At 72.7% G+C, this 15,862-nt stretch carries 12 protein-coding genes; 5 read left to right on the forward strand and 7 right to left on the reverse strand.

The window, feature by feature from the left end; genetic code table 11:
• The first annotated feature begins 17 nt into the window (after positions 1-17).
• Complete coding sequence (locus OG272_RS39900; RefSeq protein WP_327727012.1) at positions 18-1,013, forward strand: Acg family FMN-binding oxidoreductase; 996 nt, start codon at positions 18-20, stop codon at positions 1,011-1,013.
• Positions 1,014-1,245: 232 nt separating this feature from the next.
• Here the strand turns inward: OG272_RS39900 and OG272_RS39905 are convergent, their stop codons facing one another.
• The 7 genes from OG272_RS39905 to OG272_RS39935 form a co-directional block, all read right to left on the reverse strand.
• Positions 1,246-1,596 carry a cupin domain-containing protein gene (locus tag OG272_RS39905; protein WP_326574911.1) on the reverse strand — a complete coding sequence of 117 codons (351 nt, stop codon included), beginning with the start codon at positions 1,594-1,596 and terminating at the stop codon, positions 1,246-1,248.
• Positions 1,574-2,455, reverse strand: a complete 882-nt coding sequence (locus tag OG272_RS39910; RefSeq protein ID WP_327727011.1) for a methyltransferase domain-containing protein — start codon at positions 2,453-2,455, stop codon at positions 1,574-1,576. The genes OG272_RS39905 and OG272_RS39910 overlap by 23 nt, the downstream gene beginning before the upstream one ends.
• A 173-nt stretch (positions 2,456-2,628) precedes the next feature.
• On the reverse strand, positions 2,629-3,267 hold the full coding sequence (locus OG272_RS39915) for a vitamin K epoxide reductase family protein (protein WP_327727010.1): 639 nt from the start codon (positions 3,265-3,267) through the stop codon (positions 2,629-2,631).
• A 17-nt stretch (positions 3,268-3,284) separates the two neighbouring features.
• Positions 3,285-4,052 (reverse strand): respiratory nitrate reductase subunit gamma, encoded by a 768-nt coding sequence (gene narI / locus OG272_RS39920; RefSeq protein WP_326574906.1) that lies wholly within the window; start codon positions 4,050-4,052, stop codon positions 3,285-3,287.
• Positions 4,049-4,882, reverse strand: coding sequence for a nitrate reductase molybdenum cofactor assembly chaperone (gene narJ, locus OG272_RS39925; RefSeq protein WP_326574904.1), 834 nt, complete (start codon positions 4,880-4,882; stop codon positions 4,049-4,051). The genes narI and narJ overlap by 4 nt, the downstream gene beginning before the upstream one ends.
• A complete protein-coding gene (gene narH / locus OG272_RS39930; RefSeq protein WP_326574902.1) occupies positions 4,879-6,438 on the reverse strand; it encodes a nitrate reductase subunit beta in 1,560 nt (519 codons plus the stop codon). Before narH ends, narJ begins: the two co-directional genes overlap by 4 nt.
• A gap of 1 nt (position 6,439) precedes the next feature.
• Complete coding sequence (locus OG272_RS39935) at positions 6,440-10,147, reverse strand: nitrate reductase subunit alpha (protein WP_405895672.1); 3,708 nt, start codon at positions 10,145-10,147, stop codon at positions 6,440-6,442.
• A gap of 354 nt (positions 10,148-10,501) precedes the next feature.
• On the opposite strand from OG272_RS39935, the gene OG272_RS39940 reads away from it, so the two are divergent.
• From OG272_RS39940 to OG272_RS39955, 4 genes are all read left to right on the forward strand, one after another.
• Complete coding sequence (locus OG272_RS39940; RefSeq protein ID WP_326574898.1) at positions 10,502-11,005, forward strand: hypothetical protein; 504 nt, start codon at positions 10,502-10,504, stop codon at positions 11,003-11,005.
• 397 nt (positions 11,006-11,402) lie between these two features.
• Complete coding sequence (locus OG272_RS39945; protein WP_405895673.1) at positions 11,403-12,695, forward strand: TIGR04053 family radical SAM/SPASM domain-containing protein; 1,293 nt, start codon at positions 11,403-11,405, stop codon at positions 12,693-12,695.
• The gene (locus OG272_RS39950) at positions 12,692-15,409 is read left to right on the forward strand and encodes a multicopper oxidase domain-containing protein (protein ID WP_327727007.1); all 2,718 of its coding nucleotides are present in this window, start codon (positions 12,692-12,694) and stop codon (positions 15,407-15,409) included. Before OG272_RS39945 ends, OG272_RS39950 begins: the two co-directional genes overlap by 4 nt.
• Entirely contained in the window at positions 15,409-15,855 is a 447-nt protein-coding gene (locus OG272_RS39955; RefSeq protein WP_326574892.1) for a hypothetical protein, read from the forward strand. Before OG272_RS39950 ends, OG272_RS39955 begins: the two co-directional genes overlap by 1 nt.
• Positions 15,856-15,862 lie beyond the last annotated feature (7 nt).

The raw sequence follows: 15,862 nt of genomic DNA on the forward strand, positions 1-15,862 counted from the left end.
CATGACAGGAGGATTCCATGGCTTCGCGCGAACTCGACGAGAAGACGGTGAGCACGCTCGTGGCCGAGGCCGCCGCGGCTCCGTCCATGCACAACGCGCAGCCCTGGCGTTTCCAGTACGTCGCCGACGAGCGTCTCCTGCTGCTGCGCGCCGACCTCGAGCGGGCCATGCCCCGGTCCGATCCCGGCAACCGGGCGCTGTACATCGGCTGCGGGGCGGCGCTGTTCAACCTGCGCGTCGCCGCCGCGCACACGGACCTCGCCCCCGACGTCCGGCTGCTGCCCGAGCCACAGGATCCGCTGCTGCTCGCGGCCGTCCACCTGGCAGACCCGGACGAGCGACGCTTGCGGGAGGAGGACCTGACGCGGCTGCACGAGGCGATCCGGCAGCGGCACACCAGCCGCCACCCCTTCGCCGAGAAGGACATTCCCGATGACGTCCAGGCCGCCTTGCGGGATGCGGCGGCGCGTGAGTCGGGTGTCCTGCTCTTCCCCGGCCCCTGGCACGCCGAGACCGTGCTCGACCTGGTCCGTGATGCGGAGAGCCGCGACGCGATGGAGCCCGGCGCCCGCGCGGACCTCATCCGCTGGACCCGGCTCGGAGCGGAGGCGGACACCGCCGTCGACGGCGTCCCCGAGTACGCCTTCGGCCCGCGCAAACGGGACGGCAAGGCTCCGGTACGGGACTTCGCCGGACGCCGGCCGGTGGCCGACCGCGGCAGCACCGCCTTCGAGCACGCCCCCCACCTGGCCCTGCTGAGCACCCCCGGTGACGCGCCCGCCGACTGGCTGCGCGCCGGGCAGGCCCTGGAACGGGTTCTGCTGGAGGCCACGCTGGCCGACCTGGCCACCTCCCTGACCTCCCACGCCCTGGAGGCCCGCGACCTGCGCCTGCTGGCCCGCGACCCGGGATGGGGCACGGGCTACGTGCAGATGGTGCTGCGACTCGGCTACGGCCCCCGGGGCCCGGCCACCCCCCGCCGCCCGGTGAAAGACGTTCTCGACGTCGTGTGACCGAGGCCCCCGGCCCCGGCAGGCCAGGTCAGGGCAGGGTAGGAAGACAGGAAGACAGGAAGACAGGAAGACAGGAAGACAGGAAGACGTGGCTCTCCGGCCGTCGACGGGTGCGGCGCCGCTCGTGTGCGCCGCGTGTGGTTCGGCCGGCGGCGAGGGGCCGCTGCTCACCGTGTGCCGCGCGCGGCGGCACCGGTGCGTCGATCACGCAGCGCACACGACCGGGCGCCGGTCATGCCGCGGAAGGCGCCCCGGACCCGGACGGCTCCGGGGCGGGGAGCATGGTCAGCAGCATGACGCTGGGCTCGGTGGCACGCACGGTGTGCGGCAGCCGTGCGGGCAGGTGGATCCAGCTGCCGGGCCCCGCCTCGGTCTTCTCGTCGCCCAGGACCAGGTCGAGGCGGCCTTGGACGACCTGGATGACCACGGGGAGGGCGGAGGTGTGCTCGGTCAGTTCCTGGCCGGCGGCGAAGGCGAAGCCGACCACGCGTAGACGGTCGTCGCGGTACAGGACACGGCTGAGGGTGCCGTCCTCGGGCACGGTCAGTTCGGCGGCCAGGTCACTGATCACGGTGGCGGTCATCTCGGGTTCCTCCTCGGGGCCGGGACGGGGTGGGGACGGCGAGCAGGCTGATCGCGCCCAGGTGGGCGCTGTGACGTCGGAACACGCGGCGCATGTGGAGCACACGGCGCAGTGCGGCCGGGTCCCGCAGTGCCCGGCCGGCGATGCGCAGGGCGGGGGCCGGTCCTTCGTCGGCGATGAGGCGACGCGGTTCGAGCAGCGCCATCGGTGCCGTCCTGCGGGCGGTGACGGTGAATCCCTCGTCCGCGAGAAGGTCACTCCAGGCGGTGGGAGTCAGGGGGCGGGCGCCGACGTGGATGGCCTCGCGCAGGTCATGGGTGATCCGTTCGGCGAGTGCCGGGTCCAGGTCGTCGGGCAGCAGGCACAGTTCGTGGATGGCGTAGCGGCCGGTGGAGTCGTCGAGGAGGCGCCTGACCTCTCGTACGATGCGGCGCTTGGCGGCTTCGGGCTGCATGGTCAGCATCGCCTCGCCGTACACGACGGTGGCGTCGCCGTCCGGCAACCGGGTGTCCGCGGCGTCCGACCGTACGGCGCGCACCTGAGTCGCGCCCGGGGCGGTGAGGGCGCTGAGTGCGGCCACGGCGGTGGCGTCGCGGTCGACGGCGGTGTAGGCGGCAGGACGGCGGGCGAGGGTCAGCCGGGCGGTGGCCCCGAGGCCGGCGGCCAGCTCCACGACCCGGTCCTCCGGATCCACGCCCAGGGCGTCCAGCATCCATCGGGTCAGCTCCACACCGCCGGGGCGCAGCACACGCTTGCCCAGCCGGGCCAGCAGCCAGTGGCCGGGCATGCGGGCGGCGTCGAGTCCGTCGCCGGGAAGGGAGATGCCGTTCCGCAGGGCCGAATGGTCTGTCGTTGCCATGCCCGTGCCTCGCTCTCTACGTGCATCGATGCTACTTAGGTAAACCTAACTCGGAGGGGTGGTGGAGTGCGGGGGGCCGAAGGTCCCGATGGAAGGGCCAGTGGGCCCGTCACTGCTTGTGCGGAGGACGGAGTGCAGCGGGCGGAGTGCTCAGGGCGGAGGGCGGCGGTCGGTCAGATCAGGCTGCTCCAGTACGGCCAGAAGCGGGTGAGGACGAGCAGCGCGATCACCCCGTACCAGGCGCCGAGGAGTATCCAGTGCGTGTCCCGGACGACGTACAGCACGGCCCGGGGCACGGGGACGATTCCGCGTTCCAGGCAGTGCAGGGTGACGTACCAGAACAGGGCGATGGTCGCGGCCCAGACGACGGCGCAGTAGGGGCAGAGCGTGCCGAGCTCGTAGAGCGACTGTCCGATCAGCCAGTGCGCGAACACCACCCCGACCAGCGCGCCGGCGTCCAGCGTGAGCCAGAGCCGGCGGTGCAGGCGTGCCCCCGAGAGCACGGCGATGCCCAGAGCGGTCACGGCGGCGAAGGCGCCCAGTCCCAGCAGCATGTTGGGGAAGCCGAACAGGCTGCCCTGCGGGCTGGACATGACGCTGCCGCAGCTCACGACGGGGCCGATGTCGCAGGGTGGTCGGTAGGCGGGGTCACGGAGCAGCCGCCAGTCGTCCACGGTGAGCTGGAAGGACGCGAGCCAGCCGACGGTCCCGGTGAGGACCATCACCCATCCCGTGCGGCGGCTCGCGCCCACCGTGTGCGGACCCGGCGGGGGCGTGGCTTCCGGCACACCCACGCCGGGTCCGTGACTCATGCGGTGACCCATGCGGCTCACCGCGAGCCGGAGGCCGAACGGGGCCGGCCCGCGGCCGTCGGCGCCGCGGCCGGGGTGGCTCGCCTGCGGTAGACCAGGTACGGCCGCGCCAGGTATCCGATCGGGGCGCTCCACACATGGACCAGCCGGGTGAACGGCCAGGCCGCGAAGAGCAGGAACGCGGTGAGAGCGTGCAGCTGGAACAGCAGCGGGGCTCCGGCGATCGCCTCCGGCTGCGGCTGGAGGACGAACAGGCCGCGGAACCACACGGAGACGGTGGAGCGGTAGTCGTATCCGGCGCCGAAGACATTGTGGGCGGCGGTGGCCGTGATGCCGAGCAGGACGGTGGCGGACAGCAGGGGGAACAGGAGTTTGTCACTGCGGTCGGTGCCGAGCCGGATCCGGCGGGTCAGCAGTCGGCGGGCGCACAGCATGCCCAGTCCGGCGACCATGGCGACGCCGGCCACCGAGCCCGCCCAGACGGCCGTGGTGTGGTAGGCGTGCTCGGTGATGCCCACGGCCTCGGTCCACGAGTCGGGGACGGCGAGCCCGACGACGTGCCCGGCGATCACCATGAAGGCGCCCAGGTGGAACAGCGGGCTGCCCCAGCGCAGCCAGCGGTGTTCGAGGAGCTGGGTGGTGCGGGAGGTCCAGCCGAACTGGTCCTGGCGGTAGCGCCAGACGTGGCCGACCACGAACACGGCGAGACAGATGTAGGGGAGGGCGACCCACAGGAGCAGATCGGCGCCGCTCGCTGCGGCAAGGGAGGCAGGCGCGGCGCTCATCGGGGGCCTTCCGGGGTGGAGAGGGGTGGCATGAGGGTGGGCCGGGCCTGGTCGGGCGGGACGAAGGTGCCCGGTGGGGCGAACTCCCCGGCTCCGTACGGGTCGATGCCGACGTCCTCGTTGGGCGGGCCCTGGGCGGCCAGTTCGGCGACGGCCCGCAGGTCGGCCTCGGTGGGCGGCGGCAGGAGGGTCAGCAGCGCGGCCAGGACGTGCCGGTAGGGGGAGTCGGCGTCGGTCAGGGCGCGGTGGATCAGTTCCAGGCCGCGCCGGTGCTGACGCAGTGGCGCCTCACCCGCCCGAGGGCCGGCGAGTGCGGCGAACTCCAGGACGACCGGGAGGTGGTCGGGGAGTTCACCGCCGTCGGTGTCCCATCCGGTGGCGCGGTAGCGCTGGGCGAGGGTGAGCAGGGCCATGCCGCGGCGGCGGGTGTCGCCGTGCAGGTAGTAGGTGAGGTAAAGGCTGCTCTTGCGGCGCAGGTCGAACATCTCGACGTAGTGCCGCTCCAGGGCCTGGGTCTCCTGGCCGCCGCACCAGGCGGTGAAGGCGGCCAGATGCTCTGCGGCGGGTGAGGGCGCCAGCGCCTCCACGGTGGCCGCCAGCACGGGCCGTGCGGCGGCGAGTTCGGCGTCCGGGTACTGCAGCAGCAGCGACAGCAGCCGTAGCAGCAGCGCCCGGTCCTGGGTCTCCTCCGGCGTGAGCCGGGTCGGACGTCCCGGGCGGGCCGCGCGACCCGGGCGGCGCACGGCGGCCCGGACGCGGGAGCGGAGGACGGCGGGAACGGAGGGGAGTCCCCCCAGGCGTTCAGCACCGGGGGAGGGCAGCGGGCTCACGGGTGGCCTCCGGCTGGTGTGTCGGACGTACGGCGGCGCAGGGTGGGGATGCCGAGCATGGTCCTGCGGGGTTCGGCGGTGTCGGAGGACTCGACCGGGCAGCGGTTCTCCATCGCGGTCAGGGCGGCGGCGTCCTCCTTGTGGGCGGCGGGGACGACGTAGCGGTCCTGGTACTTGGCGACGGCGAGGAGCCGGTGCAGGTCCTCGGCCTCGCGTGCGGTGAGGCCGACGGCCTCGAGCGGCGCCTCGTCGCCGTCCTCGCCGAGGGTGCGTTCGCGCATGTACGAGCGCAGCGCGGTGAGCTTCATCAGCACCCCGGCGACGACGTCCGCGTCACCGGCGGTGAACAGCTCGGCCAGGTACTCCAGCGGGATGCGCAGCCGAGTGACGGCGGCGAAGACGTGGTCGGGGTCGTCCTGGTTTCCGCCCGCCGCGTCGACGGCGTCGAGGACGGGGGAGAGCGGGGGCACGTACCAGACCATCGGCATGGTCCGGTACTCCGGGTGCAGCGGAAGCGCCACCTTGTACCTCATCACGAGGTCGTACACCGGGGAGCGGCGGGCCGCGTCCAGCCAGTCCTCGGGTATTCCCGATTCCCGTGCCGCCGCGATCACCTCGGGGTCGCGCGGGTCGAGGAAGACGCCCCGCTGGGCGTCGAGGAGGTCCTTCTCGTCCGGGGTGGCGGCCGCCTCGCCGACGCGGTCGGCGTCGTAGAGGAGCAGCCCCAGATAGCGCAGCCGGCCGACGCAGGTCTCGGAGCAGACGGTGGGCTGGCCGGCCTCGATACGCGGGAAGCAGAAGGTGCACTTCTCGGCCTTGCCGGTGGCGTGGTTGACGTACACCTTCTTGTACGGGCACGCCGTGACGCACATGCGCCAGCCCCGGCAGCGGTCCTGGTCGACGAGCACGATGCCGTCCTCGACCCGCTTGTACATCGCCCCGGACGGGCACGCGGAGACACACGCCGGGTTGAGGCAGTGCTCGCACAGGCGGGGCAGGTGGAAGAGGAAGGTCTGCTCGAACTCGAACCTGACCTTCTCCGCCCATTCCCCGGTGAGGTTCGGGTCGCCGCCCGCGTTCTCGGGTGCGCCGCCGAGGCCGTCCTCCCAGTTGGCGCCCCAGGTGATGGAGGTGGGCCTGCCGGTGAGGACCGAGCGGGGGCGGGCCACGGGGATGTCCCGGCCGGCCGGGGCGTTGACGAGGTTGTCGTAGTCGTAGGTGACGGGCTCGTAGTAGTCCTCGATGGACGGCAGGTCGGGGTTGGAGAAGAGGGACAGGAGCCGCTTGATCCGCCCGCCGGAGCGCAGGACGAGACGCCCGCGCTTGTCCAGCATCCAGCCGCCCTTCCACTGCTCCTGGTCCTCGTAGCGGCGGGGGTAGCCGACGCCGGGCTTGGTCTCGACGTTGTTGAACCAGGCGTACTCGACGCCGGTGCGGTTGGTCCACGTCTGCTTGCAGGTGACCGAGCAGGTGTGGCAGCCGATGCACTTGTCGAGGTTCATGACCATCGCGATCTGTGCCATGACTCGTCCGATAGTGGCTTCGCCACGGGGCATGTCAGTACTCCACATCCTGGCTGCGGCGGCGGATGACGGTGACCTCGTCGCGCTGGTTGCCGGTCGGGCCGTAGTAGTTGAAGGCGTAGGTGAACTGGGCGTAGCCGCCCGCGAGGTGGGTGGGCTTGAGCAGCAGCCGGGTGAGGGAGTTGTGGATGCCGCCGCGCTTGCCGCTGACCTCGGTCTTCGGGACGTTCACGGTGCGGTCCTGGGCGTGGTACATGTACACGGTCCCCTCGGGCATGCGGTGGGTGACCACGGTCCGGGCGGCGACGACGCCGTTGCGGTTGTACGCCTCGATCCACTCGTTGTCCTTGACGCCGATCTTCTCGGCGTCGGCGGTGGACATCCAGATCGTGGGTCCGCCGCGGGACAGATCGAGCATGTACTTGTTGTCCTGGTAGTTCGAGTGGATGGACCACTTCGAGTGCGGGGTCAGATAGCGCACGGTGACCTCGGCCCGGCCGCTCTCGTGCAGATGCTCGTCGCCGTAGTGCCGGGGGGTGTTCAACGGCGGCCGGTAGACGGGCAGTTGTTCGCCGAGCTCGGCCATCCAGTCGTGCTGGACGAAGAAGTGCTGGCGGCCGGTGAGGGTGTGCCAGGGCTTCTTGTGCTCGGTGTTGATGACGAACGGTGAGTAGCGGCGCCCGCCGGTCTCCGAGCCCGACCACTCGTACGACGTCATCACCGAGCGGGGCTGGGTGCGGGTGTCGGCGAACGTGATCCGTTCCGCCTCGCGCTCGGAGGCGAGCCCGACCAGGCCCTCGCTGCCCGTCCGCCGCTCCAGTTCCCGGAAGCCCTCGGTGGCGAGGCGGCCGTTGGTGGTGCCGGACAGGGCGAGGATCGCCTCGCACATGTCGCTCGCGGTGGCGAGCGAGGGCCGCCCGGCGGCGACTCCGTCCCTGACGGTGCCGTTGCGGCGCCGGAGGTCGTCGATCTCCTGGTTCGGGTGGACGGTGACGCCCTTGGTGGTGGTGCCCAGGGTGTCGAGCAGCGGACCCACGGCCCGCATCTTCTGCGCGGTCGCGGCGTAGTCCCGCTCGATCGTGACCAGCTTCGGCATGGTCCTGCCGGGGACCGGTTCGCACTCGCCGGCCTTCCAGTCCCGTACGACCCCGCCGGGCTGGGCGAGTTCGTCCGGGGTGTCGTGCAGCAGCGGTACGGCGAGGACGTCGGTACGGGTGCCGAGGTGCTCGGCGGCCAGTTCGCTGAACCGGTCGGCGATGGTCAGGAACGTGTCGTAGTCGGTGCGGGCCTGCCAGGGCGGGGCGATGGCGGGGGTGAAGGCGTGCACGAAGGGGTGCATGTCCGTGCTGGACAGGTCGTCCTTCTCGTACCAGGTGGCGGCCGGCAGGACGACGTCGGAGAGCAGCCCGGTGGAGGTCATCCGGAAGTCCATGGTGACCAGCAGGTCGAGCTTGCCCTCGGGGGCCTCCTCCCGCCACACCACCTCCTTCGGGCGCCCCTCGGGCGGGGTCTCCTCGGAGCGGACCGCCGCGTCGGTGCCCAGCAGGTGCCGCAGGAAGTACTCGTTGCCCTTGCCGGAGGAACCGAGGAGGTTGGCCCGCCACACGGTCAGTACGCGCGGGAAGTTGGCCGGGTCGTCGGGGTCCTCGGCGGCGAATCGCAGCCGCCCCGACTTCAGCTCGTCGACGATGTGCTCGGCGACCGGACGGCCCGCGGCCGCCGCCTCGTCCGTGAGGTCGAGCGGGTTGCGGTTGAAGCCGGGGTGGCCCGGCGTCCAGCCCAGCCGCACGGCCTGCGCCAGGCAGTCGGCGAACCCCTTGCCCTGGAACCGCCCCTTCCCGAGCGGGGAAGCGAGCTCCTCGGGCCCGAACGCCTCGTAGCGCCACTGGTCGGAGTTCAGGTACCAGTACGAGGTGCCCGCCATGTGCCGTGTGGGCCGCTGCCAGTCGAAGGCGAACGACAGGTGCTGCTGCCCGGTGACCGGGCGGACCTTCTCCTGGCCCACATAGTGCGCCCAGCCGCCGCCGTTGACGCCCTGGCAGCCGGTCATCGTGATCAGCGCCAGGAAGGCGCGGTAGATGGTGTCGGAGTGGAACCAGTGGTTGGTGCCGGCGCCGAGCGCGATCATCGAGCGTCCGTCGGTGCGCTCGGCGTTGCGGGCGAACTCCCGGGCGATCCGGGCCGCCTGCTCCGCCGGAACCGAGGTGATCGTCTCCTGCCAGGCGGGGGTGTACGGCTCCGACGCGTCCTCGTACGAGGACGGCCAGGTGCCCGGCAGACCCGGCCGCTCGACGCCGTACTGCGCCAGCATGAGGTCGAAGACGGTGGTGACCAGACGCCCGCCGACCCTGTGGACCGGAACGCCCCGGACCATCACCGAGCCGCCTTCGGTGGTCCCCTCGTCGAAGCGGGGCAGCGCGACCTCGGCCGTGTCCTCGGCCCGTTCCAGCAGGCTCAACTCCGGTACGACATCGCCCAGGTCGAGATTCCAGCGGCCTCGCCCGGCCTCCCCCCACCGGAAGCCGAGCGAGCCGCCGGGGACCACCGGTTCGCCGGTGGCCCCGTCCAGGAGGACCGTCTTGAACTCCGCGTTCTCCTCGGCCCCTTCCTCACCGCCGAGATCGGCGGCGGTCAGGAACCCGTCGGGGACGAGTCCGTGGTCGTGCTCGCGCAGGGTCACCAGGAACGGGGCGTCGGTGAACTTGCGCAAGTAGTCCTGGAAATAGGGCACTTCGCGGTCGACGAGGAACTCGCGCAGGATCACGTGGCCCATGGCCATCGCCAGCGCGCCGTCCGTTCCGGGGTGCGGGGCGAGCCATTCGTCGGCGTGCTTGACGTTGTCGGCGTAGTCGGGGCTGACCGCGACGACCTTGGTGCCGTTGTAGCGGGTCTCGGTCAGGAAGTGCGCGTCCGGCGTGCGGGTGACGGGGATGTTCGAGCCCCACATGATCAGATAGCCCGCGTTCCACCAGTCGGCGGCCTCCGGCACGTCCGTCTGGTCGCCGAAGACCTGCGGCGAGGCGATCGGCAGGTCCGCGTACCAGTCGTAGAACGACAGCAGCGTGCCGCCGATCAGCGAGTGGAACCGCGCCCCGGCCGCGAACGACGCCATCGACATCGCCGGGATGGGCGAGAACCCGGCGACGCGGTCGGGGCCGTACGCCTTGACGGTGTGCACCTGGGCGGCGGCGACCAGCTCGCTCACCTCGTCCCAGTCCGCACGCACCAGACCGCCCTTGCCACGTGCCCGCTTGTAGGCGCGGGCCTTGGCCGGGTCGCCGGTGATCTCGGCCCAGGCGGCCACCGGGTCACCGAGCCGCTTGCGGGCCTCCCGCCACAGCTTCAGCAGCGCCCCGCGCACATAGGGGTAGCGGACCCGGCTGGGCGAGTACGTGTACCAGGAGAACGACGCCCCGCGCGGGCAGCCGCGCGGCTCGTACTCGGGGCAGTCCGTGCCGATCGACGGGTAGTCGGTGGCCTGGTGCTCCCAGGTGATGATGCCGTCCTTGACGTAGACCATCCACGAGCAGGAACCGGTGCAGTTGACCCCGTGCGTGGAGCGCACCACCTTGTCGTGTGCGTAGCGGTCCCGGTAGAAGCCTTCCCACTTGCCGTCGTTCTCGCCGAAGACGGCGCGTCCGTCGGCCGACACCTCACTACGCGTCAGCAACCGCCGGGTCGCGAGGGGCCAGCCCCGAGCGGCGCGCGACTCCCGCTGCCGTGCGTTCTGATCGTTCTCCATGGCCCGGAACGCTAGGCGGCGCGGCCCCGGGCGCACCTGGGGCCGGCGGTCCCCGCCGGATGGCTTTCCGGCCCCATCCGGCTGGTCGCGATGGGGCCCAATGGCCCCGGTGGTGGGGTCCGGTCGGCCGGGGAACCGGTGCGGCCGACGTTGCATGCTTGGCATCGATCGAACCGCAGATGCCCCATCCGTACGACCGCATTCCGTGCCTGCCGGGCGGCCGATTCCCCCGTCCCCGGCCGCCGCAGGTGTAGCGCGTACGGCGCGTGGCGCCCGGTCCGGTCGCGCGTCCGGCCGTCCCCCACGGCCGGACGCGGCATCCCTCGAGCACATGAGGAAAGAAGGACACCCACCATGGACGGATCACACCGTCGGGCCGGCACCCTGCTCGGGACGGTCGGTACAGCGCTGGCAGCGGCCGGGCCGGTCATGCTGTGGCGGGGCCGCAGCGGCAGGAAGGAGATCCGTACCGAGCTGGCCGCCCAGAGAATCACCTTCCCCGAGCGCGGGCTGCCCGCCGAACTCGCCGCCCACGCCGGACGCCGTGTGGAAACCGGCCCCGAGGCCCACGCCTACGCCGAGTTCATCCAGGGCAATCTCGCCCATGCCACCGGAGGCCGCACCTACGCCGAGATCAGCGCCGAACTGCACGCCGCCGGCGGCGAGGACGAGAAGCTCGCCGAACTGCGCCGGACCGCGTTCATGGGCCAGTCCCTGCGCGCCTCGCTGATGTCCGCCTACCAGGCATGGCACCTCACGACCCTGGTCATGGGCCTGGGCGCCGCACTGACCGGCCTGGGTGTCGCCATGGTGGCCACCGCGGACGCCCTGGCACCCCGCTCTTCGCACCGCTCCTGAACCGCGGCGGCGTGCACGGACGGGACCCTGGACGCCCGCCCGCGTGAGGGCGGCCGGAGGTCTCGCAGGGGCTGCCCCCCGGCACGCCGTCGACGGTCGCCCGTCCGACGGCCCCGTCCGGCCCTGTCGCACCAGCCGCGAAGAGGGACCGTCGGCCCTGTTGGAGAAGACCATCGGCCGCCGCGCCGACCACCGCCGCCGGTGGATGCTGACGGCGACCGATCAGGAGGTATCCCGTGCACGACCACGTCGACCGCCCTCAAGGCCGATTCCACCGCTGTCGCTCGCGGTGGGTGCCGCGCACCGTCCCGACCGGTCACCGTCCGGCCGCCCGCCTCGTCTGCCCTGACTCCAGGGCGGCCGGACGCAGCACCAGGGCGCTGGGACGGGCCGTGCGATGAACACCACCGCCCATGCCATCCGCCACCAGCGGCACAACGCGGGGGAACGGCCCTTCATCGTCATCTGGGAATCGACCAGGGCCTGCCCGCTGGCCTGCCTGCACTGCCGTGCCGAGGCCGTGCCCGACCGCGACCCGCGCGAGCTGGACACCGCCGCCGCGAAGGACCTGCTGCGCCAGGTGGCCGCCTTCGGACAGCCCGCCCCGCTGTTCGTCATCACCGGCGGCGACCCGTTCCAGCGCCCCGACCTCACCGAACTCGTCGCCTACGGCAGGGAGGCGGGCGTCCGGGTCGCGGTGTCCCCGTCCGGCACCCCGACGCTCACCACGCGGCGGCTGCGGGACCTGCACGCGGCGGGCGCGACCGGCCTCTCGCTGAGCCTGGACGGCTCCACCGCCGAGCTGCACGACGACTTCCGCGGGGTGCCCGGGGTGTTCCGCTGGAGCCTGGACGCCTGGGACGCGGCGCGTGCCCTCGGCATGAAGGTGCAGATCAACACGACGGTCGCCCGGCACAACCTGCACGACCTCCCCGACATCGTCCGCCTCGTCGCCGATCACGGCGCGATGCTGTGGAGTGCCTTCTTCCTGGTGCCCACCGGCCGTGGCCGCGGCCTCGGCGCCCTGACCTCCGCAGAGGTGGAGGACGTCCTCAACTTCGTCTACGACGTGGGCCTGACCGTGCCCGCCAAGACCACCGAGGCCCACCACTTCCGCCGCGTCGCGCTGCAACGGCAGATCCTCACCGCCACCGGCGACGACCATGCGGCGGTGCTCGGACTGGGCTCCCTGTACCGGGAGTTGCGCGAGCGGACGGCCGAGCTGGGCCTGGACGCCGGGGCGCGCCGGGTGCGGCGACCGCCCCTGGACGTCAACGCGGGCCGCGGTTTCGTCTTCGTCTCCCACACCGGCACCGTGCACCCGAGCGGCTTCCTGCCGCTGGGCGCCGGAAGCGTCCGGGAGACGCCGCTGACGGAGATCTACCGCACCGCGGAGCTGTTCACCGGACTGCGGGACGCCGATCGGCTCGGTGGCCGGTGCGGGCGGTGCGAGTTCCGCCGGGTCTGCGGCGGCTCGCGGTCCCGGGCGTACGGCGTCACCGGCGACCCGTACGCCGAGGAGCCGTGGTGCGGTTACGTCCCCGGCTCCTTCCCGCACCAGCGGGAACTGGCCGTACTGCTGTCCGGCGGTGCCGACGCGGAGAGCAGGCCGGCCCGTGGACACACGGCCGGCGGCGCCTCGAAGCAGAACAGCGGCGAGGGTGCGCCCCAGCGTCAGGGAGCGTCATGACCAACATCGCGGCCGGGCCCACCGGGGCCGGAAACGGGAGCGAGTCCACCGGGGCCGGAAACGGGAGCGAGTCCACCGGGGCCGGAAACGGGGGTGAGCCCACCGGGACCGGAAACGGGGGTGAGCCCGGCATGTACCCGAACAGGTTCAGGGCGTCCGGCGTGAAGGCCCGGCATCTGCGCGCCCACGTCCTGGTCGTGGCGTGGCTGGGCCTGGCCCTGCCGGCGGTCGCGGCGCAGGAGACGCTGCCGGTGGCGCGCTGGCTGGCCGTGCACATGTTCCTCCTCGGTGCCGTCACCACCGCCATCCTGATCTGGAGCGAGCACTTCGCCGTCGCCCTGTCGCACGCGAAGATCCCCGACGCGCGATGGAGCGCCGCGCGGCTCGCCACGGCCAACCTCGCCGTGGCCGGGCTGCTCGCCGGAGTGTGGACCGCACGGTCCGTTCTGACCGCGCTCTCCGCCGTGTTGCTGGTCGCCGCGGCCGCCGCGCACCTGGTGGTGCTGGTCCGCCTGGGGCGGGGCGCGCTCGGCGGGCGGCTCAAGCCGATCGTCTCCTTCTACCGGGCGGCCACGGCTGCCCTGATCGCCGGTGCCGTCCTCGGCTGGATGCTGGCCACCGGCGGGGCCGGCGGGCCCGACCGGTACGCCGGGCTGCGCATGGCCCACATCCACGTCACCTTGCTCGGCTGGATCGGGCTGCCCGTCCTGGGGACCCTGTTCATGCTGTGGCCGACCGTGCTGGGCGTACGGATGAGGGACCGCACCGTGAAGGTGTCCCGCTGGGTGCTGTGGCTCACGGGCAGCGGGCTGCTGGTCGCGGTCGCCGCTCTGGCACTCGGGTGGCGCTGGCCGGCCGTGGCGGGCCTCGCCCTCTACGTCGAGGGAGCGGCCCTCGCCGTCAACCTCCTCGTCCGTACCGTACGCGGCAACCGGCCCGTCTCCGCGGCGGCGGCATGGATGCTCGCCGCGGCCACCTGCTGGCTGCTGATCGCGGTCGCGGCGGATCTCGCCTGGCTGGCCACCCGGCCCCTCGCGGCGGCACGGACCGGGATCGACGCTCTGCTGCCGGTGCTGCTCATCGGCTTCGTCGCCCAGATCCTGATCGGCGCGCTCACCTACCTGCTGCCGGTCGTCCTCAGCAGCGGCCCGAAGGACCGTGCGGCCGTACGGGCGCTGCTCGAACGGGGCTGGCCATGGAGGCTGGCGGTGCTCAACACCGGTGTCGCGCTGGTGGCGCTCCCGCTGCCCGGCCCGGCCGCGACGGCCGGGACGCTGCTGGTCGCGCTGGCCGGGGCCGCGTTCCTCGCCCTCGCGGTGCCGGTGCTCGTCCGCGCCGGTCGGGGTCTCCTGCAGGACGCGGACCACACCGGTGCGGCACGGCGCCCGGCCCTGTGGGGCACCGCCGCGGGCGCCGTCCTGACCGTGCTGGCCGTACTCGTGGCCAACAGCGGCGGGGACACGGGCGGGGGGACGAGCGCCGCCGGGGCGTCGGGTGCGGGCGCCGGGACCACCCGCACGGTCGCCGTCACCCTGGCCGACCTGCGCATCCGCCCGGCCCGGATCGAGGTCGCCGCGGGCACCGTACTGCGGCTGAAGGTCACCAACAACGACGCTCAGCGCCACGATCTCAAGGTCGAGGACGGTCCCGCCACCCCGATGCTGGGCACGGGCGACACCCGCACACTCGACCTCGGGCGGATCACCGGGGACCGCGCGGCATGGTGCACCCTGCCGGGCCACAAGGCGGCCGGGATGACCATGGACATCGTCGTGAAGGAAGGGACGGCGACGAAAGGCGGCGAACACGAGGAACACACCTCGGCCGCCGCCGACGACGCCGGTCCGGACCTCTCCGCGGACTTCTCCACCGGCTGGCAGGCACGCGACGCCGACCTGGCCCCCGCGCCCGGTGGGACGGTCCACCAGGTCGAACTGCACGCCGCGCACACCACGGTCGAAGTGGCTCCGGGCGTGAAGCAGCGGATGTGGACCTTCGGCGGCACCGCACCGGGCCCCACCCTGCACGGCACGGTCGGCGACGTCTTCGAGGTCACCCTCGTCAACGACGACCACGGCATGGGCCACGGCATCGACTTCCACGCCGGCTCCCTCGCCCCCGACAGGCCCATGCGCACGATCCAGCCCGGCGAGCGCCTGGTCTACCGCTTCCGCGCCGAGAAGGCCGGGGCATGGCTGTACCACTGCAGCACCGCCCCGATGCTCCAGCACATCGGCAACGGCATGCACGGCGCCGTCGTCATCGACCCACCCGGCCTCGCGCAGGTGGACCACGCCTACGTGCTGGTCGCCTCCGAGCTCTACCTCGGCACCCCGGGCAGCACCGCCCAGGTGACGAAGATGCGCGACGGCACCCCGGACGCCTGGGTGTTCAACGGCGTCGCCGACCAGTACGCCCGGCAGCCCCTGAAGGTGAGGGCCGGAGAGCGGGCCCGCTTCTGGGTGGTCGCCGCCGGACCCGGCGACGGCATCGCCTTCCACATCGTCGGCACCGTCTTCGACACCGTGTACAAGGAGGGCGCCCACCTGCTCGAGCCCGGTGATCCGGGCGGCGCGCAGGTGCTGGACCTGGCGCCGGCGCAGGGCGGCTTCGTCGAGACGACGTTCCCCGAGGCCGGCCACTACACCTTCGTCGACCACGACATGCGCCACGCCGAATCCGGGGCGCACGGCATGGTGGAGGTGAGCGACTGATGGACACCGTCGGCTGGTGGTCCCTGGTGCGGTTCGCGCACGTCGCCGGCGCCGCCCTGTGGGTCGGCGGCCAGCTGGCCCTCTCCCTGGTCGTCCTGCCGCTGGCCCGCCGGCTGCTCGCCCCGGAGGCCAAGGACGGCTTCACCGCCGCGGCCGGCCGCCGGTTCGGGATGCTGACCGGAGCGGTGTTCCTCCCCGTGCAGCTGGCCACCGGCTGGGCCATGGCCTGGCACAGGGGCGTCACCTGGGCCTCCCTCGCCGAACCCGGCTACGGCCGCACCCTCGCGGCCAAACTCGCCCTCTTCGTCGTGGTGATGCTCGCCGCGGCCGGCCACGGCATCGCCCACGCCAGGGGCCGCGCCGACCTGGCCCGCGCCCTGGCGGTCGTCTCCCTCGTCGGCTCACTCGGCGTGGTGCTGCTGGCCACGGCCCTGCCCGCCACCTGACACGTGG

This window comes from Streptomyces sp. NBC_00104, assembly GCF_045160825.1.
Classification (GTDB): Bacteria; Actinomycetota; Actinomycetes; order Streptomycetales; family Streptomycetaceae; genus Streptomyces.

What these genes read in the sequence shown, in the direction of transcription:
- OG272_RS39900 (WP_327727012.1), top strand. Translation starts at nt 18, where the DNA reads ATGGCTTCGCGCGAACTCGACGAGAAGACGGTGAGCACGCTCGTGGCC.
- OG272_RS39905 (WP_326574911.1), bottom strand. Translation starts at nt 1,596, where the DNA reads ATGACCGCCACCGTGATCAGTGACCTGGCCGCCGAACTGACCGTGCCC.
- OG272_RS39910 (WP_327727011.1), bottom strand. Translation starts at nt 2,455, where the DNA reads ATGGCAACGACAGACCATTCGGCCCTGCGGAACGGCATCTCCCTTCCC.
- OG272_RS39915 (WP_327727010.1), bottom strand. Translation starts at nt 3,267, where the DNA reads ATGAGTCACGGACCCGGCGTGGGTGTGCCGGAAGCCACGCCCCCGCCG.
- narI (WP_326574906.1), bottom strand. Translation starts at nt 4,052, where the DNA reads ATGAGCGCCGCGCCTGCCTCCCTTGCCGCAGCGAGCGGCGCCGATCTG.
- narH (WP_326574902.1), bottom strand. Translation starts at nt 6,438, where the DNA reads ATGCCCCGTGGCGAAGCCACTATCGGACGAGTCATGGCACAGATCGCG.
- OG272_RS39935 (WP_405895672.1), bottom strand. Translation starts at nt 10,147, where the DNA reads ATGGAGAACGATCAGAACGCACGGCAGCGGGAGTCGCGCGCCGCTCGG.
- OG272_RS39940 (WP_326574898.1), top strand. Translation starts at nt 10,502, where the DNA reads ATGGACGGATCACACCGTCGGGCCGGCACCCTGCTCGGGACGGTCGGT.
- OG272_RS39945 (WP_405895673.1), top strand. Translation starts at nt 11,403, where the DNA reads ATGAACACCACCGCCCATGCCATCCGCCACCAGCGGCACAACGCGGGG.
- OG272_RS39950 (WP_327727007.1), top strand. Translation starts at nt 12,692, where the DNA reads ATGACCAACATCGCGGCCGGGCCCACCGGGGCCGGAAACGGGAGCGAG.
- OG272_RS39955 (WP_326574892.1), top strand. Translation starts at nt 15,409, where the DNA reads ATGGACACCGTCGGCTGGTGGTCCCTGGTGCGGTTCGCGCACGTCGCC.